Source organism: Nakamurella sp. UYEF19 (genome assembly GCF_040546275.1).
In the GTDB taxonomy this organism is placed as follows: Bacteria; Actinomycetota; Actinomycetes; order Mycobacteriales; family Nakamurellaceae; genus Nakamurella.
On record NZ_JBEPNO010000007.1, the window covers coordinates 113,149 to 137,985 of the forward strand.

Genomic DNA, 24,837 nt, shown 5'->3' on the forward strand with positions numbered 1-24,837 from the left:
GTCAGACCACCAGGTGCAGGAGCGGGATCATCTGCTCCACGTCGGTCAGCGAACCGTGCTGACCGATCAGCTTGAGTTCCTGGGGGGTCGCGGTGCGGGAGTCGACGAAGGCGAATTGATCCCGCGCCGCGACCACGACGTCCCCGATCCGGCCGACCACCCGCTCGTCGACAGCGCCGAACCAGCCCTGCGAGATCGCCTGACCGCGGGTCCGCACCCAGGCCCGATCGCCGAACGCCTCGACCAGTCGCGCTGCCACCGCTGCCCCCTGCCCCTCCGAGCAATAGGCCTGGGCGAACCGGGCCTCGCCGGCCAGCACCTCGATGCCCGGCTGCAGATCGGGACGTTTGGCCAGGTCGACCCGCAGGTCGTAAGGCACGTCGATCATGCCGTGGTCCGCCGTCACCACCAGCAGGGTCCCGGTCGGCAGCAGCCGCGCCAGCCGCTTCAGTGCCTCGTCGATCTCCCGCAGCGCGCGCAGCCACGCCCGACTGCCGGTGCCGAACATGTGACCGGCGTTGTCGACCTGGCCCCAGTAGACGTAGGTCAGACCGGGCTTGGCCAGCACAGCCACGGCGGCGTCGACCCGGTCGTGGAGCCGGTCGACGCCCAGGAACCGTGCCCCGCGCAGAGCCGCGATGGTCAGACCGGACCCCTCGAACTCCGGGTTGCCGATGACGGTGCACGCGACACCGGCGGCGCTCAGGTGGTCGAACACCGTGGGGTGTGGTTGCCAGCGCAGCGGATCGACCTCCGGATCCCAGCGCAATTCGTTCATCAGCACGCGGCGGTCCGGGTCCATCACCAGATAGCCGACCAGTCCGTGGCTTCCGGGCGGCAGACCGGTGCCGAACGAACCCATCGACGTCGCGGTGGTGGTGGGACATCCGGCGCGCAGATCGGCGCTGACCATGGTCGTGAGAAACGGTGCGTCAGAGGCATACTCGTCGATCAATCGGGCGCCGAGCCCGTCGATCAGCACGACGCAGACCCGCTCGGCCGAGGGGAGCGGAGCCGCCGGCAGATCCATCGGGTGCCCGAGGGCGGCGGCCGTTCCGGGCAGCACGGCCCCCAGACTGGCGGGACCGTAGTCCGGGACGGTGACGGCGCTCATCGAGCCCTGCCCGTCTGATGCCGAGGGCGGCTCACCCGCGCGGCGCGGAGGTCGCAGCAGACAGCACCCGCGCGAAGGCCACCGCGTCGGCCAGGGCGTTCTCGCCCTCGGCGTCCGCGCTGATCCGGAGCGACAGGTCGTCACCCGTCATCGAGCCGGTGTAACCGTGGTCGGCCTCGCAGTTGGGGTCACCGCAGGTGGCGGGTTCCAGGTCGAGCCGGCCCACCGCCCCCCACCCGATGGTGACCGTGAGCTCCCGGCCAAGGCTTCCGGATTTGTACTTCTCCGGGTTCGGGACCACGTGGGTCATCATCACGGTCTTGACCGCGGAGAGCGGAACGGACTCGCTGGTGGCGATCCCGTGGGACTGCTCGCCGTGCTCCTCGTCGCCGCCGTGATCGTCTGCGTGGACGAAGATCAGCCGCGTCGGCGTCAGGGCGACGACGGACAGATGACGACGGATCGACTCCACGTCGAAGGTCGTCTCCAGGTGGACCAGGTGCGTTTCCACGTTCTCCTCGGCCAGCGCGATGTCCAGGACGTCGGTCACGAAGGCCGGGTAGTAGCCCGCCTTCAGGATCTTGCGGGACAGGTCGGGTGGCAACTGCGATGGCATGGACCCATCCTGGCATCCCGGGCGTGCCCACAACGACAAACGGGCCTGTCGGCGCGCGCCCACCACCCGGACGGACTTCGTCGATGTTCGTCCGGGCGGCGCCGGAACCCGTCCGGGCCACCGTTGCTCAGGCTTGGTCAGCGCAGGACGGCACCGGTGCGGGTCGCGGCCTCGGCGAGCGCCGAATCGCGGACGGCCAGAGCTTCGGCCGCCGTCAAGGTCCGGTCCGGGGCCCGGACCACCAGCGCGAAGGCCAACGACTTGGAGTCGCCGGCCACCCGATCACCGGAGTAGACGTCGAAGAGTCGCACCGATTCCAGGAGTTCGCCACCGCCGTCGACCAGCGCGGCAGTGACGTCCTGCGCCTGCGTCGCAACAGGCACCACCAGGGCGACGTCGAGGTTCACCGGCGGGAACGGCGAGATCCGCGGCGCCACCGGCGTGGCCCGCTCGGGCAGGGCGTCCAGATCCAGCTCGAGAGCCGCCGACCTGGCCGGCAGACCGAGCCGTTCGACCACCTCGGGATGCAGTTCACCCGCATAGCCCACGATCCAGTCGCCCACCCGGATCGAGGCGCACCGGCCGGGATGCCACGGCGCCTGTTCCGCCGGGAAGACCCGCAGTTCGACACCGGCGGTCCATCCGATCCGGCGCGCCAACTCGATGGCATCGGCCCACGAGCCGTTCCGGCCGACACCCCACCACCCGGCGCGCGCGAAGGCACCCGCCAGCACGACGCCGATGTGCCGCGGCTGCAGCGGCAGACTGGCGTTCAGCAGGTTGATCTCGTCATCCGTCGGGCGACGATCCACCCGCACGGCAATGGGCCGAGGGGCGTTCGCCCTGGGGAGGAACACCTGTCCGATCTCGTAGAACGCGAGGTCACGTGCGCCACGGGAGATGTTGCGCGTGACCGCTTCCAGCAGTCCGGGCAGCACTGTGGTGCGCATGGACGGGCGGGCGGCGTCCAGCGGGTTGACCAAGTTCTTGGTGACCCGCCTGACGTCGTCGGCCGGCAGACCCAGCGCGTCGAAGTCGGCCACCCCGACGAAGGGGAACGACAGCACCTCGGTGAGACCGGCGGCCGCCAGGTCGTCGGACACCCGGCGCTCACGACGCTGCGCGGCGGTCAACGAGGTTCCGGCCGGGGCGGACGGCAGGATCGACGGGATCGTCGACAGGTCCTCCAGCCTGGCCACCTCCTCCACCAGGTCGGCCGGACGCACCAGATCGGGGCGCCAGGTCGGCGGCGTCACCTGGAGCGGATCTGCCGCGGGATCGGCTACCGTGCAACCGATCTGCTCCAGCCGCGCCACGATGACGGTCGGCGCGTACGGCCGGCCAGCCAGCCGTTCCGGCTCATCGAGCGACAGTGGGATCACCGGCAGGATCGGCAGGGTCCCCGCGACATCCGAACGGCCGACGATGGTTCCGCCGGCGTACCGGGTGAGCAATTGCGCCGCCAGCTCCGCGGCGACCAGCGAGATGGCCGGATCGACGCCGCGCTCGTAGCGCCGCGACGCCTCGCTCGGCAACTTGTGCCGGCGAGCACCCCGGGAGATGACGAACGGGTCCCAGTACGCAGCCTCGATCACCACATCGGTGGTGCCGGCGGAGATCTCGGTCGCCTCCCCACCCATGACCCCGGCCATCGAGATCGGCCCCGACTCGTCGGTGACCAGCAGATCGTCGGCGACCAGGGTGCGGGTCACGCCGTCGAGCGTCTTGAGCTTCTCGCCCTCGACCGCCCGCCGCACGGTGATGTCGCCGGTGATCTTGGCCGAGTCGAAGGCGTGCAACGGATGTCCGAGTTCGAGCATCACGTGATTGGTGACGTCGACGGCCAACGAAATGCTGCGGATACCGGCGGCCTGCAGTCGCCGACGGATCCAGAACGGCGAGGCGACGGACGGGTCGATGCCGCTGATCCGGACCGTCACGAAACGACCGCACGCCGGGTCGGCGATGACGACCGGCCAGCCGGTCCCCTCGCGTTCCGGGACGTCCACCGCGGCCGGGTCGACGAACGGGACATCCAGCGCGGCACCGGCCTCTCGGGCGAGGCCGCGGATCGACATCGCATACCCCCGGTCGGCGGTGATGGCCAGTTCGATCACGGAGTCGTGCGAACCGAGGAGATCCCTTGCGTCGATACCTATCTCGGTATCGTCGTCGAGGACGAGAATGCCGTCGTGCTCGGTGCCGACGCCCAGTTCGCGCACCGAGCAGATCATCCCGTCGGAGATGTGGCCGTAGGTGCTGCGCGAGGCAATTGCGAAGCCGCCGGGCAGGACGGATCCGGGCAGCGCGATGACCACCTTGTCCCCGACCGCGAAGTTCTTTGCCCCACAGATGATCTCCCGTGGTTCGTTGGAGCCGTTGGGACCGTGGCCAGGTCCGACGTCGACGCTGACGAAGCGAATCGGCTTCTTGAACTCCGTCAGTTCGGTGATGGTCAGCACCTGGCCGACCACCAGATCGCCGGTGGTCGGCGGCACGGTGTGGATGTCCTCGACCTCGAATCCCACGCGCAGTAGAGCATTCGCCACGTCGGAGGCGCTGATGCCCTCCGGCAGGGAGACGTACTGCGACAGCCATTCGATCGGTGTGCGCATGTCTGTCAGACCTCCTTCACTACAGCACGGGAGGGTGCGGCGAACGCGGACGTGAATCGGACGTCGCCCTCGACCAGGTCCCGCATGTCGGGGATGTCGTTGCGGAACTGCAGGGTTCGTTCGATGCCCATGCCGAAGGCGAATCCGGAGTACTCCGTCGGGTCGAGCCCGGCCGCGCGCAACACGTCGGGGTCGACCATGCCGCAGCCGCCCCACTCGACCCACCCCGCGCCGCCCTTCTTGTTCTCGAACCAGACGTCCATCTCGGCGCTCGGCTCGGTGAACGGGAAGAACGACGGGCGTAGACGGGTGACCGACTCGGGCCCGAACATGGCCCGGGCGAAGTGATCCAGCGTCCCCTTGAGGTGCGCCATCGTCAGGTTCCGGTCGATGGCCAGACCCTCGACCTGGTGGAAGACGGGGGTGTGGGTGGCGTCCAGTTCATCGGTGCGGTAGACCCGGCCCGGGCAGACCACGTAGATCGGCGACTTCCGGCCGAGCATGGTGCGGACCTGGACCGGGGAGGTGTGCGTCCGCAATACCAGACCCGATTCCTCGCCGTCGGGCCCGGCCACGTAGAACGTGTCCTGCATGGCCCGGGCCGGGTGGTCGGGACCGAAGTTCAGTGCGTCGAAGTTGAACCAGTCGGCTTCGAGCTCGGGGCCCTGCGCGACCTCCCAGCCCATACCGATGAAGATGTCCTCGATGTCCTCCATGACGGAGGAGATCGGGTGCCTCGCGCCGGCCGGGTGCAGGTCGAACGGCAGCGTGACGTCGACCCGTTCCTGGGCCAGCACCCGTGCGTTCCGCTCGGCGGCCAGTTCGAGCTCGCGAGCGGCGATGGCCTTGTTCACCCGACCACGGGCCGGCCCGACGAGCTGCCCGGCAAGCGCCTTCTGCGCCTTGTCGAGCGATCCGATCGCCCGGTTGGCCAGGGCCAGCGGGCTCTTGTCGCCGGCATGGGCGAGGCGGACGGACTTCAGGTCGTCCAGGTCGGTGGCCGCAGCGATGGCGAGGAGCGCATCATCGGTGACGGCACCGATGGAACCGGCGTCCGTCGGGTCAGGAACGCCGGCCTGCGCGGCCGACGTGGGGGATGGCGTTGACATGAAACCTTCTTCGACTGGGATTCGGCGCTGGTGATGGCGGGGCGCCCGTCGGCCCAGGGTGTGCGCGCAGGATCAACGGCGCGGCCCGGCGACGGGCCCGATAAACCGCATCGTCTCGGTGCGCTCGGGTGGCATCACCGCTTCATCGTCTCACGGCCGTTCACCCGATTTCGAACTCGGCCACGTCAGAGCCGGAGAGTGGTCCGGTCGGCTCACTTGAAGGCGTTCGTCGGGCCGGCATCCATGGTGATCGACAGGTCCGCATTCACGATCGGCCGGTTCTCCGAGCCCTCGGCGGAGTAGAGCTCGAGGGAGACGATGTCGATGCCGTTCTCGGCATTGACGATGATCCCGGGCACGCACGTGAAGACCATCGGATTCTGGTGGCCGTTCGCCGCGTCGACCTGCACCCTGGTACCGAGTCCGTTGTCGATCGCCATCGACACCTTGTACTGGAAGAACGAACCGGCGCCGTTCGACTGTGCCGAATAGGCCACCGGCACCACAGCGACGATGTCCGGATTGATCCGGATCTCGACCTTCTCCACGGCCTCGGTCGCCTTCTTGTCCCGCTTGATGTCGCCGAGGTGGCGAACCGCCTGGTCCCGGGTGGACGTCTGAAACTTTTTGTCCTGCTTCGTCCCGAACTGGGACACCGTCTCGGTGTGCCCGTCCCGGTAGCGGACCAGCGCGTACACGTCATAGTCCGTCGACGGCGGCCAGGAGACGCTCGCCGTGATGACCGGCGACTTCTCGATCGAGACCCGCTGGCCCTTGGCCAGATTCACCGCACCAGTGCGCTTGCCGAGATCGACGGCCGGACCCTTGGAAGTTGGTGCAGCCGGCGGCGTTGGTGCGGCCGCTTCGCCGTCGACGCTGACGCCGTGTTCCTGGGCGAGCGCGGCCAAACCCTCGGTCCAGCCGGCGGAGACATTGCGCAGCTTCCACTCCGAGCCGCGCCGGTAGATCTCGATCAGCACCGCGGCACGTTCGGTGGTCAGACCCAGCACCGGCGCGTCGATCTGCAACCCGGGACCCGACACTCCGACTCCGAGACCGGTGACATCGGCCAGCGTGCCTGGTATCTCGTCGGCCAGCGAGACTGCCACGGCGAGCACCTCGATGTCGGCAGGCACGCCGGTGAGCGCGACCGTCACCCGGTCTGCCGCCGCGAGGGTGACCGCTCCCTCCGGCGAAGTGGGTTGGTTGAAGAACACGAAGTCGTGGTCACTGCGGACTTTCCGGTCGGCGCCGAGTTGGAAGACCATCAGGTCAACCGAGCCTTGCACTGCTCCGGTCACGGCGACGTCGAGAGCTGCGGCGGGGACGGCGGTGTTGGCTCCGCGGGTCAGGGTGGTCATGCGGTTCACCCTGCCATGTCGGCCGGACGGGCGAGGCGAAGTGGTAGGACTGCGAGCCTGCTATCGACAGGTCCGGCCGTCCGTCAGCGGGGTGCGGGGGTCGTAGACCTGGGTGCCGGTCGGGACCGTCCCCGAGGTGGTGGGGCTCGCCGACGGATCGTTGATGCGCGGAAGGCCGATCAGCCCCTGCGCCAGATAAGCGCAATCGACATTCGACTCGTACCGGTCCTCGCGTTCGACGCGGAGGGTCGCGGACCCCTGCGCGGCGGGAAACACGGCAAGCGTCAGGTGCTCGTGCAGGACCGTGAGATTGCCGGTACCACGCAAGGTGTCGGAATGAGGAACCAACGGGTAGGCCCAGACCAGGTTCGCCTGCACCGCCAGATGTCGTGCGGGCACAGTCGCCGTGGGCTCGACCTGCGCGACCGTCACCGCGCCGGTGACCCTCGCCGGCGCGGCCAGAGCGAACCCCGGTGCGAGCAGGGTCGGCGAGAGATAGGAGTTCGGTCCTGTCGCCACGCTGCTTTCCTCCGCGACCTGTCGCGGATCCAGTAGGTTCTCGAGGGTCTGCAGCCGGTGGTCGACGAGTACCGAGCGGTCCGTGCGCGCAGCGACGATGTAGCGGTGGGCCAGATCGAGCCCGTCCCGCACCTGCGCGGCCGAGTACGAACCGACCGCCGACGCGGCGGGCATGGCGACGCCCAGCTCAGCGGTGTGCCAGCTCTCCGCCGGCGTCCCGCTGAATGGATCGTCGCCTCCGACGCCCGGCGCGGCCTCGCCCGCCGACGTGAGCCCCGAGACCGGGACCCGGGACCCGGTGCTCGTCGCCTTGGGCCCATTGCTGCCGATACCGCCCATGGCGTTCGGGCCACCGTTGATGCCGACGACCGTAGAACCCGCGACCGCCGGGCGATCACCGAACGGCCGAACGACAGCGGCGTAGACCAGCAGGACCAGGATCACCGCGCCCGATACGTAGGCGGCCCGGACACCTCGGCGTGACGGCGGCGCACCGACGTATCCGGCCTGGCGCTGCTCGGCCCTGACGAACTTCTTCTCGATCTTGGCCATACGTTTCGCCCAGGCCGGGTCGGGCGGTCCGAGCAGGTACTGGTCCTCGTCCATCTCGCCCGCCCCTTCCGACCCGCGCCACTCCTGCTCCCGCTCCACAGTAGAGATGGTCGGGCGCGGGCGCCGCGCCGTTCCACGTCCGGGGGAAAGCGAGTCCGCGAAAGCCGCTCATCGGGCATATCGGATAAGCAATCCGCGGAACCACCGTTCGTCCCGGACTTGGGCTGGCATCATCAGGGCCATGAGCGAGGGGGGGCGCAGGCGGAGACGTCATCTTTCGGTGGTCCCTGACCTTCCCGAAGACCTCGCCGCCGGTTCTCCGGCACCGGGCGAGGCAGTCGCAGCGACCCACCGGCCCACACCCGAGCGGAGGATCGGAAAGGCGCTGACCGAGCAGGGGGCGTCGACCCACCGGGAGACGCCCACGATCCCACCGGCCGCGGCAGGCCCATCCGTCCCGGCAGGTCCATCCGTCCCGGACGGTCCACCCGACGCGGACGGTCCACCCCCGGGAACGACCGCTTCGGATCTCCGTCGGGCGCTGGTCGAATCCGGCGCTCCCCAACCGTTCATCAATCACGCGGCGACGTTCGGCGACGACGTCCAGGGTCTGTTCCTCTGGCTCCGCGACTACGGGCCGGTGTTCTCCGAACGACAGTGGGCGACCGATCTACTCGACCACTGGACCGTGTTCCTGGAACCGGATACGAGGGCTTTTGCCGCCGAGCAGTTCGGGGCCGCCTTCCTGGCGATGTACGACCAGGATGGTCAGGCGCTGGAGACCATGGCACACCTGCTCGCGGAGGCGGCCGACACCGGACGTCCGGAGGCGGTGGCGATGGCCCGGGTCTTCGCCAGCGTCGGCCCTTCCCAGATCCATGCCGCCGCAACGGCAACCGCGGAGCAACTCGTGGCCTCAGGTCTGCCGGACCTACCCTGGGCGCCCCATCTCGGTTCCGGGGAGTGGATCGATGCCCAGGGCTTCGCAGATCCCTTCCAGGCCGAGGAATCTCTCGCGCTGCAATTCCGGATCGACGGGTTCGCCTACGGTTTCAGCCTGATGATCGATCACGCCCAGGGCGGCGGGGTCCGCGACTGCACGCTGTTCGACGACGTCGTGGCGCTCCACGACGAGATGGCCGGACGGGCCGGGGCTGCCGGCGTCCCGTTCGTCAAGTACTCCGGTACGCAGGCCGGCAACATCCTCGACGCCGCGCTGACTTCACCCTCCGCAGCCCTGGACCCCGAGCAGGATGAGCACGTCAACTCGTTGCTTCCCCTACTGCGATCTCGCGAGCATCTGGTGTCGCGGCCCACCGAACTGATCTCGATCCCCGGACCCCGCGTGCCGTCCCGGCGTGGCGGCGGCCCCCGACCCGTCAAGGGCGTTCCGAAGGACTCGTGACGCTTGGCGTCAGCCGACTTCGCTCGACCGGTGTCCGACCGCGGACGGCGAGCGGGCAGCCGGGGGTGCTCGACTCTCGCCCTGACGGCCCGAGTTACCCCACGACCGAACCCGGGCCGTCTCGTCGACTCCGACTCCTATCGACTGGCGATGGTGAAGCCGCCCGGCAGGATCTCCACCAGCGCGCCGCTACCGCAGGTGGACGAACGATGCAGCACGCCATTGCGGTCGTAGGACCGCACCACGAACGGACCGGAGCCCGGCACCGCGACACGGTGAAGCTGGCTGCTCGACACGACGCTGCTCAGCAGCACGGTTCCGTGTCCGTTGCCCTGCGTGGTCAACGTCGACACGAGGGGGATGACGAGCAGGGCATCGAGATTCCCGGTGCCGCCCTTGGTGGTGGCAGTCAGGGTGGTCGCCTTCGCGGGCGCCGGCACCCACAGGTCGATCGGCAGCAATGCAGTTGGTGACGGCGCATTGCCCTGCGCCCCCACCGCACCGAAGCGGACCCGCCCCAGCATCCGACCGTCGGCCGAGAAGGTGGACTGCGCCTTCGATCCGGGCGTGAGCTCGGCGATCGGCTGCACCAGTCGTGGCTGACCGGCCGCCGGCAACGGCCACGTGACGGTGCTGCCGGCACCGGCCGCGACGAACGAACCGCTCCACTGGGACTCACCGGTCCACGCGGACGCCGGCGTCTGCACCGCTGCGTTGCCCTGCAGCGCAGCGGTTTCGGCCTCGATCACCTGTTGACCGTCCCGGGACACCAGATGGGAAGAAGCGCGGGCGATCGCCAGGAGATCCGGGTTGGCGTCGAGGACCTGCATGGTGAGCAGTCCGTGGATCGTCGATTCGGCGCCACTGCCGAGGTTGACGGCGCCGGTGGAGGAGATGCCGTCGTTGGTGACGCCGGTCGCCGGGTCGTACACCGGTGTGCCGGCGGTGTTCTGGCCGAAGAACCAGCCGGCGGCCACCCCGGCGAGCGTCCGGATTCCGCTGCTACCGGAGGCCTTCCCCACGGCCAGCAGGCTCTGCACCCGCGCATCGGCACCGTAGGCGATCTGCGTGCCGTCCACCGGGCTCGGAAGCCACCCGTTGTCGGGTCCGGCCGCCGTGAGCAGGTGCGGGGTGAATCCGGCGGCGTCACCGATCGCCGGTGTCAGTAGTGATTTGTTCTGCAGCGCAGTCGATGCCGCAGCCAGCCCGGCCGGCATCTGCGCACCCCAGGCGTGCCAGTCGGAGCGGGAAAGCGCCCACGGCAGCACCGCGCGGTACGGCCAGGTCGTGGTGGTGCCGGCGGACATCTGTGCGACACCGGCAGCCAACTGACCGAGTGCCGTGCGGGCCCCAGCGCCGTCGGCGGTCCGGGATCCGGTCGCCCTGACGTAGGAGGCCAACCCCAGCATCGCCTCCGACGAGGCGTCGGCGCCATCGACGATCAACCAGGCAGGAACCTTGACCCCGTGGATGATCTGGTACTTCCCGTAGTCGGTCAGGACGTCGCGGTGCAGCGCCGTGACCGCCAGATCCATCCGGCTCTGCAGGAACGCGGCGAACGCGGGGTCGGTGTCGCGGAAGGCGGCGAAGCCCTCACCGAACGCCCAGAGACTGCGGGCCAACCAGTAGGAGGCCCCGGAGTCGGACGGGTTCGGCGAGTCCGGCGGGGTCGGCGACGGGGTGAGGGTCCCGTCGGGCTGCATCCAGAGGACCGACTCGCCGGCGTGCGGCCCGTTCAGCGTCTGCAGGTAGGCCAGGCCCCGAAGCTGCTCGTAGGCTTCGGTTTTCGAGCTGGTATCACCCGTTGCCTTCCACTGGCGCAGGTAGACGATGGCCGCCCTGGCGATGTCGTCGCCGTCGAAGGAGCCCTGACCCCAGTGCCCGGTGGCCGGATCGAAGGCGCCACCGCCGACCCGTGCGAAGGTGTTGCCGGGACGGGGATCCGCGTACACCCACAGCACCCCGACCGATGGCTGCGTGTCGAGTCGATAGGTGTTGTGGGCAGCCGTCGCCGGCACCGTCACCCGGTCGGTCAGGTAGTTCAGATGGGCCAGATTGGTGAGTGGCGCGGCGGCGTGCCCGACGTCGGCGTTCGCCTGCACTGCAGTGCTGACCGGTGCGGCCTGCGCCGACGGCGTCACGAACCCGGCCGCAAGCACGGCGGTGGCCGTCATCGCGACAACCCTGCTACCCCAACGACTCCTGCGACTCCAACGAGTAGCGGTCATGGTGATGTTTCCTCCGAGCGGTCGAGTGTGGCGACACCGATCTGCGAATCGGCCATGCCGTAGAAGACGAAGGTCCTGTCGTTGATCTGTTCGATCGCCGTCGGGAAGACGACATTGGGCACGATGCCGTTGATCTCGGCCCCGAGTGCCGGTTCCAGCAGCGGCTTGGCCGTTCGGGCAAGAACGACCGACGGGTCCCCGGCCGACAGGATCATCGCGCCGGCTGCGTAGTGGACCGCCTGCTGCTGGTCGACGCCCGGAACCAGAGCGCCGGCGACGCCGTGATGGATCAACAGCCAACCCTCCGGGACACGCAAGGGGGGCGGTCCGGCGCCGATCTTCAGTGCCTCGAAGTCGTACTCGGGCATGGCCACCAGCCGATGGCGGCCGAGATGCGTCATCGCGGAGACGTTCTGAATGGCCGCCGCGACCGGGATGTAGGAGATCCAGATCCCCGGTCGGTCGTCGGTCACCCCGGTCGGCAGCGGTGAACCGGCACCGGGCACGATCCAGTCCAGATCCCACATCGGGCGGTGCAGCGCGGCGAAGCAGAGTTCGCCGTCCGGACCGGGAACCGGCTCCGGGAAGAAGACGACATCCTTGTTCGGGATCAGGTTGAGATCGACGTCCAGGTCCTCCTGGTACTCGAAGTGCAGGGGCCCCAGCCGCTTCCAGCTCAGCAGGTCGACGGAGGTGGCCAACGCCGGCCGCGGGCCGAGTGGACCGTAGGCGACGTAGGTCATCAGGAACCGACCCAGCATCGGGACGAACGTGACCCGTGGATCCTCGACACCGCTGTGGCTGGGGCTCTGCTCCCAGCCGGTCTCGGGCGCGAGCACCACTCCGCGGCGCGAAACGCCAGTGGGAACACCGTCGACGAGGTCGACGGTGGCCAGACCGACCCGCGAGACGTTGCCGGAAGCGACAAGTCGCGGCAGCAGGTACAGCTGACCGTCGGGGCCGCGCCCGCTCGCCGGATTCAGTACGCCTTCGGCCTCGTCGGGATTACCGGGGTCGGGCACCATGAGGGTGCCCACCCGGTTCAGGGAGTAGGGAACGGTTGTCCCGATGGACGAGATCTGTTCGGGTAGAACCTGGCTGGACAAGGAGTTATCCCTTCACACCGGATCCGAGATCGGTGGAGATGAATTTGCGCTGGAAGAGGATGAACAGGCCGACGGCCGGAACGGCGAGCACCACGGCGCCGGCCAGGATGGCTCCGAACGGGTTGGAGGCCGAGCCGGAGACAGTCGAGATGTAGTTGGCCAGGGAGACGGCGAGCGGTTGCTTCTTCTGGTCCTTCGTGATCAGGAACGGCCACAGGAACTCGTTCCACGGGCCGATGAAGGTCAGCAGCACCGCCGTGAGCATGGCGGGCCGGACGAGCGGCAGGGCAATGGATCTCAGCACCCGGAGCTCGTTGGCCCCGTCGATGCGGGCGGCGTCGAACAGTTCCCCTGGCAATTGCAGGAAGTACTGCCGGAAGATGAAGACCGCGGTGGAGTTTATTGCGTACGGCAGGATCATGCCGAGGTAGTTGTCAGCCAATCCGTAGGTGCGGGCGATGAGGACGTACAGCGGAATCATCAGCAGCTGGAACGGCACCACCTGCATCAGCAGCATGGCGCCGAAGACCGTTCCCTTGCCCCGGAAATGCAGCAGCGCCAACGCGTAGCCAGCGAGCACCCCGAAGAACATGGTGCACAGCAGGACTCCGCCGGTGAAGATGCCGGAGTTCAGCAGCGATCGCCAGAGATCGATGGACCCGTTGATCTGGGCGAAGTTGTGTCCGGTGATGTTGGAGAAGCGCGGAAACGCACCCGCCAGGGTGGTGTCCGGTTCCTTCTGCAGCGACCCGATGACCATGTAGTAGAACGGGAACAGGAACGCGACCGCACCGATCAACAGCACGACCGTCGTCAGGATGCGGCTTCCACGGCCCTGTGTTCGCTTCATCGGCTTCACGATGTCCGGTGTGGCCTTGACCACCTGGCTGGTCATTTCTCTCCCTCGGTGAACCGTCGACCGATCAACGCGATGATCAGCACCACGATCACCAGCACCACCCCGATGGCCGAGGCCACGTCGGGATTGCCCTGTTGGATGCCCTTCTGGTACATCAGCAGCACCGGAGAGGTCGACGCCTTGTCCGGACCGCCGCCGGAGGTCAGCAGATACGGCTCGGTGAAGAGGTTCGCACCGGTGACGATGGCCAGCAGGACCACCAGTCCGGTCGCCGGGCGAACACCCGGAATCGTCACCGCGGTGAAGGATTTCCACTTGCCCGCGCCGTCGGTGGCAGCTGATTCGTACAGCTCTTTCGGTACGTTCTGCAGGGCAGCCAGATAGAGCAGGATGAAGAATCCCAGCTGTTTCCAGGTCACGAAGATCGCGATCGTCGGCATGGCCCAGAACGAGTTCACCAACCAGGACGGGCTGGGGGCCAGCGGCCCGAGCAGGGTGTTGATGAACCCGTCGGAGTTGAACAGGAACAGCCAGACCCCGACCACGGCGACGCTGGCCGTCACGTACGGGACGTAGTAGGCGACCCGGAAGAAGGTGCGCCCGATGATCGCCTGGTTCAGCGCTGCGGCAAGGCCGAGCGAGAGGACGACGGTGAGTGGGACATTGATGATCAGGAAGACCCCGACGTGCACGAAAGAATTGAGCACGTCGGGATCGGACAGTGCGGTCTTGTAGTTCGTCAAGCCGACGAACGGGTGCGGGACGTTGACCCCGGGTGCGGTGAAGAAGTAGTCGTGGAACGACATGTACACCGCGAACCCCAGCGGGAAGGCGAAGATCGCCCCGATGAAGACGGCATACGGTGCCGCAAGGGCGATCCCGATCGGCTGCCGGCCGAAGATCCTGACCAGCAACCGATCATGGCGGGCCTTGTCCGCACCATCTCCCTGGCGATCCGGCCGGCGCGGGGGGGCCGCCGCCCGCTTGATGACAGGCGTTGTCATGGCAGCGCTCTCAGGACTGGCCGGCCAGCGAATCGATCTTCGTCGCCGCCCCCGGGAGCGCCGTCTTGGGGTCGGACTTTCCGAAGATCACCGACGAAGACCAGGCGTCCCGGAAGGTCTGCCAGATCTGCACGGAGTTGGCGACGTTGGGCACCTCGACGGTGCGGGCGGCCTGGTCGGCGAACAACTTGTAGTCCGGATTGGCCGTGAAGTAGGCGGCGAAGGCCGTGGAGAGATCCTTGCGCAGCGGCATCTGGCCGGTCAGGGTGAGCAGCTGGGAATCCTGCGCCTGGCTCGTGGAGAACTTCAGGAAATCCCAGGCGGTGCCGCGGTTCTGGCAGCTTGCATACATGGCCACGTTCTTCGCGTCCGAGAAGGTGTGGGTCTGCGCCGCCGTCATGCCCTTCTCGGTCGGAACCGGGACGACACCCCAGTCGACCTTGCCCTTGTAGTTGGCGATGGCCCAGGGTCCGACGACGGCCATGGCTGCGACACCGGCGGCGAAGGAGTCGCCGTTGTAGGTCTCGGTGCCGGCGAGCTTCTTGGTGTAGAGGGACTGCCAGAAGGTGGCCACCGCCTGACCGTCCGCGGTGCTGAAGGTCGACTTGTTGTCCACCACCAACTGTTTGCCACCGGTCTGCGCGGCGTAGAGCGGATAGAAGTCGAACCAGGACTGGTAGAACTCGCTGCTCGGCGCCGGATAGATGGCGTACTTCGCGGCGCCCGAGGAGACGATCTTCTCCGAGGTGGTCAGGAAGTCGGCGTACGTGCTCAGGGGTGGAGCGGTGGTACTGATCCCGGCCTTGGCGAACACCTTCTTGTTGAAGAAGATCATCACCGGGTTCGACTTCCAGGGCATCTGGTAGAAGTGGCCGTCGCTGGACTGGTACTGCTTGGCCAGATCGCCCGTCCGCGCCTCGACGTAGGACGCGCCGTCGGCGAACGAGTTGAGATCGACCAGCCCGCCCTGCTTCTGGAACTGCGGTACGGCAGCCGGGGAGGTGTTGTAGATCAGGCACGGCTCGGTGCCGGCGGTGATCGCCGCACCGATGACCTCCTCCGAGGACTTGCCGGCCGGGACCTCCTGGGCCGTCACCGTCTGATCCGGATGGGCGGTGTTCCAGGCACTGACGACCTGCTTGCCCCAGGTCACTTCCTGGGCATTGTTGGAGTACCAGATCTTGATCGGTCCGGTGGTGGCGGATCCGGCCGCGGCGCCGGTACTGCTGCTGCCGCAGGCCGTCAGCGCGATGGATGCTGCGAGCAGGCCGGCGACGGCCAAGGAGGTGCGTTTCATGACGTTTCCCTTGTCGTGGGGTGATCGGGGGTTGCGGGCGTGCGGCGTCGAACTCCGTGGCCACTGTTCCGGCCCGGAGCGTACTGGTCTAGAAACTGTTGCGGTGCAGCAGGTCAAGGCGGTGGGGCGGTCGACTCCCGGAGGACGAAGACCGCGGCCGACAGTTCCACGTCGGCTACGTGTTGTCCTGCCAGGTAGGAAAGGAGAGCAGTGGCGGCGGCCTGCCCCCATCCGAACGCGTCGGTGCGCACGGTCGTGAGCGGCGGGTGCAGGTGGGCTGACAGTTCCGAATCGTCGAACCCAACCACCGACAGATCGTCGGGAATCCGGATGCCGCGGCGGTGGGCCTCGGCCATGCCCGCCATGGCCATCAGGTCGCTGGCGTAGAGGATCGCGGTGGGAGGGTCAGCACCATCGAGCAGTTGGGCGGTGGCCCTGGCTCCCCCGGCTGCGGTGAAGTCGGCCTCGACGTAGCTGCCGGACGGCAGGCCGGCCGCGGCCATGGTCTCGGCCCACTGCCGCCGGCGGTGATCGGCGTGCAGGTACTCGGTCGGGCCGCCCACGTGCGCGATGCGTCGGTGACCGAGCGCGATCAGATGGTCGACCGCTTCCCTGACGCCCTGGGTGTCGTCGAGACAGACTGCCGGAGCAGGTGAGTCGGGTGCCGGGCGATTCAGCGTGACGGCCGGCAGACCGAGCCGCGCCAAGAGCTCCGGACGCGGATCGTCGCTGCGGATATCGGTCACGATGACGCCGTCGGCGCGGCCATGGGACAGTTCGGTATACGCGGCGCGTTCGGCGACGGCGTCCGGCACGAAACGCAGCATCAGCGCCATGTCGGCCGGCGCAATGACCTTCTCCACCCCCGCAATGAACGGCGGGAAGAAGGGATCGGCGCGCAGCATCTCCGGCTGCCTGGCCAGCACGAGGCCGAGCGCGGAGGTCTTCGAGGACGACAACGCTCGGGCGGCACGACTCGGGCGGAACTCGAGGTCGTCGACGGCCTGCAGGATCCGGGATCTGGCGTCGGCGGAGACGCCCGGCCGATCGTTGAGGACGAAGGAGACGAGAGTTTTGGACACCCCGGCGCGCGCGGCGACGTCGGAAATGGTCGGCTTGGCGCTCACCCCGGTCTCCCTTCGTCCTCGAATGGTGAAGACGACTAAACCGGTTTAGACGCGGATTGTCAAGAGGCCCCGGTAGCGTGAGCAGCATGCTGGTGAGGGACCCGCGCTGGGCCAGGTCGACCGTCGAGGTCCGTGCCGCGATCGTCGCGCGCGACGGCGGGCTGTGCCGCTACTGCGCCGGCAAGCCGGACGTCATCGAGATCGACCACATCTGGCCGGTCTCCCTGGGCGGCCGGACCACTTTGGTCAACTGCGTGTCGGCCTGTCAGTCCTGCAACCGCACCAAGGGATCACGGACCGACTGGGTGCCGGTGCCGTTGGACGAGATGCCCGCCACCGGAGAACCGTTGCCGCCGTTCCGGACCCGTCCGCGCAAGTGGAAGACGAAGGCCCAACGCCGACGTGCTGCCGACGCCCTGCGGATGACGGCCGTCGACTGTCGGGCGGGGCTCAGCCCTTGACCGCGCCGCTGGACAGCCCGCCGATGTAGAAGCGTTGCAGCGCAACGTAGAGGATCACGCAGGGCACCATTGCGATCACCGACCCGGCGACCAGGTACCCGTAGTTGAGGTTGCCGTAGGTTCCGCTCTGGATGTTCAGCAACGCCACCGGCAGGGTGAACAGGTTCGTGTCGGTCAGGAAGGTCAACGCCCCGAGGAACTCCGTCCACGACGCGAGGAACGAGAACAGGATCGTGGTGGCGACCCCGGGCAGGATCAGCGGACGGAGCACCAGCAGCAGCGTCTTGATCGGGCCGCAGCCGTCGATGAAGGCGGATTCCTCGAGTTCCGGCGGGAGCGACGCAAAGCTGTTCCGCATCACGAACACTCCGAACGGCAGGTTGAAGGTGGTATAGAAGAGGATCAACCCGATCCGGCTGTCCGTCAGGTGAAGTGCGTTGAGTTCCAGGAACAACGGCGTCAGGACCGCCTGGAACGGCACCATCAACGTCAGGATGATCAGCCCGAAGACGAGACCGGAACCGGCGAACCTGAACTTCGCGAAACCGTAGCCGGCCAGCGCGGACAACACGGCGACGAGCACACCCGTTCCGATGGAGACGATCAGACTGTTGCCGATGTATCGCCAGAGATGGATCTGGCCGGAGAACAGGTCGGAGTAGTTCGAGCCGGTGAAGTCGGTGAAATTGTTCCAGGACGGGGCGGCGGTGATGCTCGCGGCGGGCTGCAGGGACCGGATGACCGCCCACAGCAACGGGACGAGAAAGATGATGCTGACGAGGATCCCGGCGGTCCAGTAGAAGATCGTGCCGGTGCGACGGGGGTGCTGGGCCGGCCGCATGGTCCGCCCCAGGGTGTGGGTGGCCATCAGTCCTCCTGACGCAGGGCGAAGAACTGGATGGCGCTGATGATGCCGACCACGACGACCAGGATGATCGACAGGGTGGTCGCCGCGCCGAGGTGCAGCTCGACGAAGGCACGTTCGTAGATCCACATGACGACCGTCGTGGTACTGGTCCCCGGGCCGCCCTGCGTCAGGATGTAGAACTGGTTGAACGCCAGGAACGAGCCGATCACCGACAGGATGAGTGTCAGGGCAATGGTTCTCCGCAACAACGGAAGGGTGACACGCAGCTCCTTGGCCCACCAGCCGGCCCCGTCGAGGTCGGCGGATTCGTAGACCTCCTGCGGGATGGCCTGCATGCCGGCCATCAACAGCATCATGGTGAGACCGGAGGCCGCCCAGATCACCAGCACGCAGATCACCGCGGTGGCGGGAATGGTGTCGACCAGCCATGCCGTCTGCCCGTCGGTGAGACCGAGGAACTTCAGCACCGTGTTGACGGCGCCCGTTCCCGGCTGCACCTCCAGCAGCGTGATGAAACTGAGAGTACTGAGCCCGATGACGTACGGCAGGAACACCGCGGTGCGGAAGAAGACCGATCCGCGCCGGTTGCTGCGGACCAGGACGGCCATGCCATAGCCCAGCAGGAAGATCGGTACCGTGACGATCGCCGTGTAGATGAGCGTGTAGAGCGTCGCGTGCCAGAAGGTGGTGTCCTGGCCGATGGCCCGGTAGTTGTCGAAGCCGATGAATTTGACTCGGCCGATCAGCGGCCAGTTGGTCAGTGAGATGTACACCGCAAAGCCCAGTGGGAAAACCACCAGGGCCAGGGTGAACAGGAAAGCCGGTGCCACCAGGAGCATTCCGGTGCGGGACGGGTGGGTCAGCGTTCCCCGTCGACGCTTGGCCGGCGGCGGTGTGACGGCAGCCTGCACCGGCGGGAGATCGGTGTGGATCATGTCTGGGCCTGTCCGAGTGCTCGGGTGAACCCGGTCTGAGCGGCCGCGAAGGCACCGTCGACGTCGCCGTCGAACACCGCTCTGGTCCACATGGTGAAGAACGGGCCGCTGGTCTGGTTGACCGCGGTGTTGTAGGCGATGGTCTTCTCGGCGTATCCGGTCGGGAGGGCGTCGACGGCCACCGCGGTCCGTGGGTACTTCGCCCGGAACACGGCCGTGGCGACGTCGGACCGGATGGGGGTGTAGCCGGCTTCGGGGAGGAGGCTCTGCTGCTCGGTCTGCAGCGCGAATTGGATGTACTCCCAGGCGCCGGAGGCATTCCTCGCGCCCCGCGGAATGGCGATGTTGTCGCCGCCGTCGAAGACGCAGGTTCCGCTGACGGCGCCGGGTAGCGGGACCACTCCGACCTCGGTGGCGAATTCTTTCGTCAGGCCACCGCCGACCAGTGCACCCTCGTTACCGGGCCAGATCCCGATCTTGCCCGTCAGGAAGTCCTTGCCCCAGGTCGCGCCGCTCTCGGTCCGACTGCTGGTGGTCGCGAGCCCTTCGGCCCACATCGTCTGGTAGGCCTGGAGAAACGTTCGCAGCGCGCGGTTGTCGGCGACGTTCGCCGTCTGGTTCCCCGGTTCGCCGCGGAACAGATAGTCCTTGCTGGCCCAGACCGAGGGCAGACCGATGAATCCCATGATGCCGGGGTTGTTCCCGCCGAAGCTGATGCCCTTGATACCGTCACCGAGTTTGGTGATGGCCCGGGCTGCGGCGACCACCTCGGCGAGGGACGCCGGTGGCTTCGCCGGGTCGAGACCGGCCTTGGTGAAGAGGGTCTTGTTGAAGTGCAGCACGCTGACGTCCGCCGCGTAGGGCAGCGCGTAGATGCGGCCGCCCAGGGTGGCGAGGTTCAGGTGTCCCGGACTCAATTTGTCCAGGTAAGGCAGAGGCTTGACCAGGTCGGTGATGTCGGTGAGCGCGTCGTGGTAGGCCAGCAGGGTGGAATTGATGTCGTCGACGTCCACCACGTCCGGGACGTTGCGGCCGCGGATCGCAGTCGCCAGTTTGGTGACGTACTGGGTGTCCGGGATGGCGGTCATCACGACGTTCAGATCATGATGGGTGTTGTTGAACTTCGTCACGATCGGCGCCGAGAGCGCCTGCGTCGCAGCGCGAACCCAGAGCTGGACGGTGCCGGTCGCCTTCGTCCCGAAGCCGGCGGCGGAAAGATCTGGCGAGTCCAGCACGCCGGCACCCCCGCACGCGGCCAGCAGCAGTCCCGCGCCACCGAGCAACACTGCGCGGCGACTCAGCCCTGCGTTCACCGGATCGCGTCCGGGGTCAGGGTCTGGAACAGGTTCTGCGCCAATGGGATCCAGACGCGCATCGGGCCGACTCCGCGGTTGGCCCAGACCTGGTACGGCACCGCCGTGAACTCTCCCGTGGCCCCGTCGACGGTCGAGCCCCATCCGGTGATGGTGACGATCCCGCCGAGCAGGTCGGGACGGGGTACCGCGGTGAGGTCGGCAGCCGAGGCACTGGCCAGTTCGAGGTCGTCCACCGCGAGATCCGTAGGCAGATCGATCTGCTCGACGGCGTAGACCAGCGGTCCCCGTTCGATGGCGCGGGCGCCTCGGACAGCGTCGACGCGGTGGTGGCCGGCCGTGAGTCGCGCCGGCATCGGCAGGGTCAGCACCACAGTGTCCCCGGCAGTCCACTCCCGTTCCACCACTGCGTATCCCACCTGCGACAGCACCGGTGCGGGTTCGTCTCCGGCCATCGCGATGGTGGCGCCGTGGCACCAGGCCGGAATGCGGAGCGAGAGCGCCCACCGGCCTGCGTCGGTCGCGTCGACCGTCACCGAAATCGCCTCCTGCCAGGGGTATTCGGTGCGGATCGACAACCGCCGTTCGTCCAGCGAGACGGTGCCGGCGGCGTACTGGTGCAGCTGGATCCCATTGTCGTCGGTGGTGGCCAGGTACGTCTGGATCGAACTGATCGTCCGCATGACGTTGGGCGGGCAGCAGGCGGTCTGGAACCAGCCCTGCCGGCCGGTCGCCGGCTGACGGTGGTCGTCGGGAACAGCATCTGCGCGGACCTGCAGCGCGTTCACGTAGAAGAATTCGTCACCGCTCTGCGAGACCCCGCTCAGGAAGCCGTTGAGCAGCGTCCGTTCGATGAGGTCGGCGTAGCGCACGTCGCCGGTGGCCAGCAGCCGTCGCCAACTCCACTGCACACTGCCGATGGCGGCGCAGGTCTCGCAGTAGGCCACGTCGGTCGGCAGCTCGTAGGGATCACCGAAAGCCTCGCCGTCCCACCGTGAACCGTTGCCGCCGGTCAGGTAGGTCTTGGTCGCCACCATGTGTTCCCACTGCCGGTGCTGCGCGGCGTCCAGGGTGCGGCCGGGATCCTTGCCCTCGGCGATGACGTCGGCCACCCCGGCCGCGAAGTACAACGCCCGCACCGCATGTCCCTCCACCGTCTCGGAGTCGCGTGCCGGGACCCGGTCGGAGAAGTAGATCGGCTCCCGGCCGTAGGCCCGGTTCAGCCCGTGACCCCGGGCGTCGACGAAATGCGCTGCCAGGTCGAGGTAGCGGGCGTCGCCGCACTCGCGATAGAGCTCGACGAGCGCCATCTCGATCACCGGATGCCCGTCGATGTCGGTATTACCGGTCGGGCCGAAGGTTTCGACCAGATGGTCGGCCACCCGGATCGCGACGTCCCAGAGGCCGGCGTCCGACCCGGCGCGACGGCCCGCCACGGCGGCCTGGATCAGGTGGCCGTAGCAGTACATCTCGTGGCTGAAAGCCAACTCCCGGTAACGCTCCCGCCCACCGCGGGTCACCTGCACGAAGCTGTTCAGGTACCCGTCGGCCTGCTGCGCCGCCTGCACTGCGGCGGTGAACGTCTCGAGTTCGGCACCGAGGCCCTCGGCGGGCTCCCGGCCATTCTCCCAGGCCACCGCCTCCAGCCATTTGTAGACGTCGGAATCCATGAACAGCGGGCCCTGGTACTCCACACCGGCTGCGGTGGTGGTGCCGTTCGCGGCGGCCTCGAGGTCGGCGAGATTACCCGCTTCCCGTAGACGACGGGATCCGATCGGAATGCTGACGTCGCGGTTGATCCGCTGCCGCTCGGCCCACAGGCCGCCCTCGATCCGCACAGCGCGCAGCGGTAGCGGTCGCAGGGTGACCCGCGCGCCGGCCGTGGGAGCCACCGGGCCGCCGCCGGCGAGCAGGGTCGAATCAGGATGCACAACCATGCAGATCTCCTACCAGACGTGGGATCCGGGCAATCCGGACGCCAACACGCGGGACGTGGGCTAGACTTATCGAAATCGATTTCGAAGACGGTCGAAGGTTACGACCAGGTTTCAACAGGTGTCAAGGGGTCGGGCCGTACGGGGTCCGGCCAGAATGCAGTGGGCACCGTCCGTCAGGCACGAAGAAGTCCGTCAGGAAGAGAGGAGCGGTGGTGGCGCCACCCGAGGCCGGCTCGACCGGTCCGATCAAGATCAGCGATGTCGCGCTGGCGGCCGGTGTCTCGGCCGCCACCGTGTCCAAGGCCCTCAACGGACGCTCCGACGTCAGCGCAGCCACCCGCGAACGTGTCCTGGCGATCGCCGCCCGACTGCAGTTCCGACCCAACGCCATGGCCGGGTCCCTCCGCACCGGACGGAGCTTTTCCGTCGGCCTGCTGACGACGGACAGCTTCGGCCGGTTCTCCATCCCGGTGATGCTCGGCGCGGAGGACGCCCTGGGATCCGGCGAGGTGGCCATCATCTTCTGCGACACGCGCGACGACCCGGAGCGGGAAGCACGGCAGCTGGAGGCTCTGCTCCACCGTCAGGTGGACGGGATCATCGTCAACGGACGACGGACCGAAGCGCGTCCACCGCTGATCGGAACCCGCGGACTGCCGGTGGTGTATGCCTTCTCGCCTTCGCAGGACCCGGCCGATTGCTCGGTGATCGCCGACGAACCCAACGGCGCCCGACTCGCCGTCGAGCACCTGCTGACCGGGGGGCGGAAGCGAATCGCGCATGTCACCGGGCCTCGCCGGCACCGTTCGGCCGCCATCCGCGCCACCACGACGACCGCCCGCCTGCGCAGGGCCGGACTTCGGGTGGACGGTGGTGTCCGCTTCGGGGCCTGGACCGAGGAGTGGGGCCGTCAAGCGGTTGCCGACCTGCTGCGCGATTCCCCCGATCTCGACGCCGTCTTCTGCGGGAGTGATCAGATCGCCCGCGGCGTGATGGACGGTCTCCGCGAAGCCGGTCGCTCCGTTCCGGACGACGTTGCTGTGGTTGGCTTCGACAACTGGGAGGTGATGGCCACCGCGACCCGCCCACCGCTCACCACCGTCGACATGAACATCGATGTGATCGGCCGTATCGCAGCACAACTACTGCTGGGTGCCATCGACCGCTCCCCCACTTCCGGCACCACTGTCGTCCCGGCTCGCCTGGTGGTGCGCCAGTCGAGCTGAGAAACGATCAGGCGGTGGCAATCTCGAGTCGGTCCGGCGTGCTGCCGCCGAACAGTCGTCCCACCCTCAGCACGGCGATCACCCCGACGGTCCCGGCCGCACAGGCCTGGACGAGCATTCCCAGGATCAGGTAGCCCCACCCGGCAGTGCCTCCCAGGGTCCACATCATCGTCAGCAGCGTGAGTCCCTGCAGCACAGCAGCAATGGGACCAAGGACAGCGACGGCCAACCAGCACGAGAGAGGCTCCAGCACTTCTCGTCGGCCGAGGACCGGCAGCACGATGGCCGCGATCACCGCCGCCAGGCAGAGTGCGCCCGGCGGGTTCCACCAGATGAGTACACCGAACAGTCCCGGAACGTTGACGGCGACCAGCACCGCCGCAGCCACTGGCATGGCCAGCATCCAACACAGGCCGGTCCCCACCGTGAGAACGATGTGTTCGCGGGGTATCCGGGCGGTCGTCAAGACCGTCGCCGGCACCACCGTGACCGCAAAAGCAGCCGGGACCAACAATCCGATCAGGGCGACGAGGCGGAACGCAGTTCGCCACGCCGTCGCGCGAAGGGAGGCGTGCGGACCGATGATCCCGAGGCGCAGTCCGGCGGCAAGCCCCACCACGCTGACGATCTCGGCCATCGACGGGAAGGATCTCCCATACATCTCCAACTCGGCCTGCTCGTCGGGCAGCCGGGCTGTTTCGGTCTCGAGGAAGGTGGCCACCATGTCCGGCTCCCAGGCCTGCCGATAGCTCGGCGGCAGGAGACGCAGCAGCACCCGATAGCGCCGCTCGAGAGAAATCATGTCGCTCCGCCCAGCACGTTCCGGTGATGCAACTCGAGGCGTCGAGTGGCCGCGCGGGCGTTTGCCGTCTGCCGGGCCACTTCCGCGGTGAGCGTGCGGCTTCCCTCCGGAGTGAGGCGGTAGTAGCGCCGCAGCCGCCCTTGGTGCAGCTCCTCGCGATCACGCTCGACCAGCCCCTCGGTCACGAGACGATCGAGAACGCCGTAGAGGGTGCCCACCTTCATCCGCACCCGACCCTCCGAGAGTTCCTCGACCTCACCGAGAATGCCGTAGCCATGACGCGGGGCGCCGACGAGCGCAGCCAGGGTGAAGAACGCGGGTTCGGTGACGGGCAATGCCATGCCCGCCAATATATCGGCTGGCAAGATATCCGCAAGCCCTGG

The 24,837-nt window shown here is 67.8% G+C and carries 21 protein-coding genes; 3 read left to right on the plus strand and 18 right to left on the minus strand.

The features are described 5' to 3' along the window. Position 1 precedes the first annotated feature (1 nt). From ABIB25_RS12210 to ABIB25_RS12235, 6 genes are all read right to left on the minus strand, one after another. Entirely contained in the window at positions 2 to 1,114 is a 1,113-nt protein-coding gene (locus ABIB25_RS12210) for an alkaline phosphatase family protein (protein ID WP_354528730.1), read from the minus strand. A 31-nt stretch (positions 1,115 to 1,145) separates the two neighbouring features. Then, entirely contained in the window at positions 1,146 to 1,730 is a 585-nt protein-coding gene (locus ABIB25_RS12215) for a DUF5998 family protein (protein WP_354528731.1), read from the minus strand. A 137-nt stretch (positions 1,731 to 1,867) separates the two neighbouring features. Further along, positions 1,868 to 4,345 carry a phenylalanine--tRNA ligase subunit beta gene (pheT, locus tag ABIB25_RS12220; protein ID WP_354528732.1) on the minus strand — a complete coding sequence of 826 codons (2,478 nt, stop codon included), beginning with the start codon at positions 4,343 to 4,345 and terminating at the stop codon, positions 1,868 to 1,870. A 5-nt stretch (positions 4,346 to 4,350) separates the two neighbouring features. Continuing rightward, complete coding sequence (pheS, locus tag ABIB25_RS12225) at positions 4,351 to 5,454, minus strand: phenylalanine--tRNA ligase subunit alpha (RefSeq protein WP_354528733.1); 1,104 nt, start codon at positions 5,452 to 5,454, stop codon at positions 4,351 to 4,353. 212 nt (positions 5,455 to 5,666) lie between these two features. Next, the gene (locus tag ABIB25_RS12230) at positions 5,667 to 6,815 is read right to left on the minus strand and encodes a TerD family protein (protein WP_354528734.1); all 1,149 of its coding nucleotides are present in this window, start codon (positions 6,813 to 6,815) and stop codon (positions 5,667 to 5,669) included. 60 nt (positions 6,816 to 6,875) lie between these two features. Beyond that, positions 6,876 to 7,985 carry a hypothetical protein gene (locus ABIB25_RS12235; RefSeq protein WP_354528735.1) on the minus strand — a complete coding sequence of 370 codons (1,110 nt, stop codon included), beginning with the start codon at positions 7,983 to 7,985 and terminating at the stop codon, positions 6,876 to 6,878. A 142-nt stretch (positions 7,986 to 8,127) separates the two neighbouring features. Between ABIB25_RS12235 and ABIB25_RS12240 the strand changes: the two genes are divergently transcribed. Next, a complete protein-coding gene (locus ABIB25_RS12240) occupies positions 8,128 to 9,291 on the plus strand; it encodes a hypothetical protein (protein ID WP_354528736.1) in 1,164 nt (387 codons plus the stop codon). 137 nt (positions 9,292 to 9,428) lie between these two features. Here the strand turns inward: ABIB25_RS12240 and ABIB25_RS12245 are convergent, their stop codons facing one another. From ABIB25_RS12245 to ABIB25_RS12270, 6 genes are all read right to left on the minus strand, one after another. Further along, positions 9,429 to 11,465, minus strand: a complete 2,037-nt coding sequence (locus ABIB25_RS12245) for a hypothetical protein (protein ID WP_354528737.1) — start codon at positions 11,463 to 11,465, stop codon at positions 9,429 to 9,431. A 50-nt stretch (positions 11,466 to 11,515) separates the two neighbouring features. After that, the gene (locus ABIB25_RS12250; RefSeq protein ID WP_354528848.1) at positions 11,516 to 12,544 is read right to left on the minus strand and encodes a glycoside hydrolase family 130 protein; all 1,029 of its coding nucleotides are present in this window, start codon (positions 12,542 to 12,544) and stop codon (positions 11,516 to 11,518) included. An 85-nt stretch (positions 12,545 to 12,629) separates the two neighbouring features. After that, complete coding sequence (locus ABIB25_RS12255) at positions 12,630 to 13,475, minus strand: carbohydrate ABC transporter permease (RefSeq protein ID WP_354528849.1); 846 nt, start codon at positions 13,473 to 13,475, stop codon at positions 12,630 to 12,632. Between the two features lie 41 nt (positions 13,476 to 13,516). Continuing rightward, positions 13,517 to 14,488, minus strand: coding sequence for a carbohydrate ABC transporter permease (locus tag ABIB25_RS12260; RefSeq protein ID WP_354528738.1), 972 nt, complete (start codon positions 14,486 to 14,488; stop codon positions 13,517 to 13,519). Positions 14,489 to 14,498: 10 nt separating this feature from the next. After that, positions 14,499 to 15,785, minus strand: a complete 1,287-nt coding sequence (locus ABIB25_RS12265; RefSeq protein WP_354528739.1) for an extracellular solute-binding protein — start codon at positions 15,783 to 15,785, stop codon at positions 14,499 to 14,501. Positions 15,786 to 15,898: 113 nt separating this feature from the next. Beyond that, complete coding sequence (locus ABIB25_RS12270) at positions 15,899 to 16,912, minus strand: LacI family DNA-binding transcriptional regulator (RefSeq protein WP_354528740.1); 1,014 nt, start codon at positions 16,910 to 16,912, stop codon at positions 15,899 to 15,901. 86 nt (positions 16,913 to 16,998) lie between these two features. Between ABIB25_RS12270 and ABIB25_RS12275 the strand changes: the two genes are divergently transcribed. Beyond that, positions 16,999 to 17,373 carry an HNH endonuclease gene (locus ABIB25_RS12275; protein ID WP_354528741.1) on the plus strand — a complete coding sequence of 125 codons (375 nt, stop codon included), beginning with the start codon at positions 16,999 to 17,001 and terminating at the stop codon, positions 17,371 to 17,373. Here ABIB25_RS12275 and ABIB25_RS12280 read toward each other — a convergent pair. Genes ABIB25_RS12280 through ABIB25_RS12295 form a run of 4 tightly spaced genes read right to left on the minus strand, consistent with a single transcriptional unit; the run spans position 17,363 to position 22,426 of the window. After that, positions 17,363 to 18,241 carry a carbohydrate ABC transporter permease gene (locus ABIB25_RS12280; protein ID WP_354528742.1) on the minus strand — a complete coding sequence of 293 codons (879 nt, stop codon included), beginning with the start codon at positions 18,239 to 18,241 and terminating at the stop codon, positions 17,363 to 17,365. The genes ABIB25_RS12275 and ABIB25_RS12280 overlap by 11 nt on opposite strands. Then, positions 18,241 to 19,176 (minus strand): carbohydrate ABC transporter permease, encoded by a 936-nt coding sequence (locus ABIB25_RS12285; RefSeq protein ID WP_354528743.1) that lies wholly within the window; start codon positions 19,174 to 19,176, stop codon positions 18,241 to 18,243. The genes ABIB25_RS12280 and ABIB25_RS12285 overlap by 1 nt, the downstream gene beginning before the upstream one ends. Next, positions 19,173 to 20,489 (minus strand): extracellular solute-binding protein, encoded by a 1,317-nt coding sequence (locus ABIB25_RS12290; RefSeq protein WP_354528744.1) that lies wholly within the window; start codon positions 20,487 to 20,489, stop codon positions 19,173 to 19,175. The genes ABIB25_RS12285 and ABIB25_RS12290 overlap by 4 nt, the downstream gene beginning before the upstream one ends. Continuing rightward, positions 20,486 to 22,426 (minus strand): glycoside hydrolase family 127 protein, encoded by a 1,941-nt coding sequence (locus ABIB25_RS12295; protein ID WP_354528745.1) that lies wholly within the window; start codon positions 22,424 to 22,426, stop codon positions 20,486 to 20,488. The genes ABIB25_RS12290 and ABIB25_RS12295 overlap by 4 nt, the downstream gene beginning before the upstream one ends. A 209-nt stretch (positions 22,427 to 22,635) precedes the next feature. On the opposite strand from ABIB25_RS12295, the gene ABIB25_RS12300 reads away from it, so the two are divergent. Then, complete coding sequence (locus ABIB25_RS12300) at positions 22,636 to 23,652, plus strand: LacI family DNA-binding transcriptional regulator (protein WP_502919803.1); 1,017 nt, start codon at positions 22,636 to 22,638, stop codon at positions 23,650 to 23,652. Positions 23,653 to 23,659: 7 nt separating this feature from the next. Here ABIB25_RS12300 and ABIB25_RS12305 read toward each other — a convergent pair whose 3' ends face one another. Both ABIB25_RS12305 and ABIB25_RS12310 read right to left on the minus strand, forming a co-directional pair. Next, positions 23,660 to 24,454: a hypothetical protein gene (locus ABIB25_RS12305; RefSeq protein ID WP_354528747.1), complete on the minus strand. Its 795-nt coding sequence runs from the start codon at positions 24,452 to 24,454 to the stop codon at positions 23,660 to 23,662. Then, complete coding sequence (locus ABIB25_RS12310) at positions 24,451 to 24,795, minus strand: PadR family transcriptional regulator (protein ID WP_354528748.1); 345 nt, start codon at positions 24,793 to 24,795, stop codon at positions 24,451 to 24,453. The genes ABIB25_RS12305 and ABIB25_RS12310 overlap by 4 nt, the downstream gene beginning before the upstream one ends. Between the last annotated feature and the right edge of the window lie 42 nt (positions 24,796 to 24,837).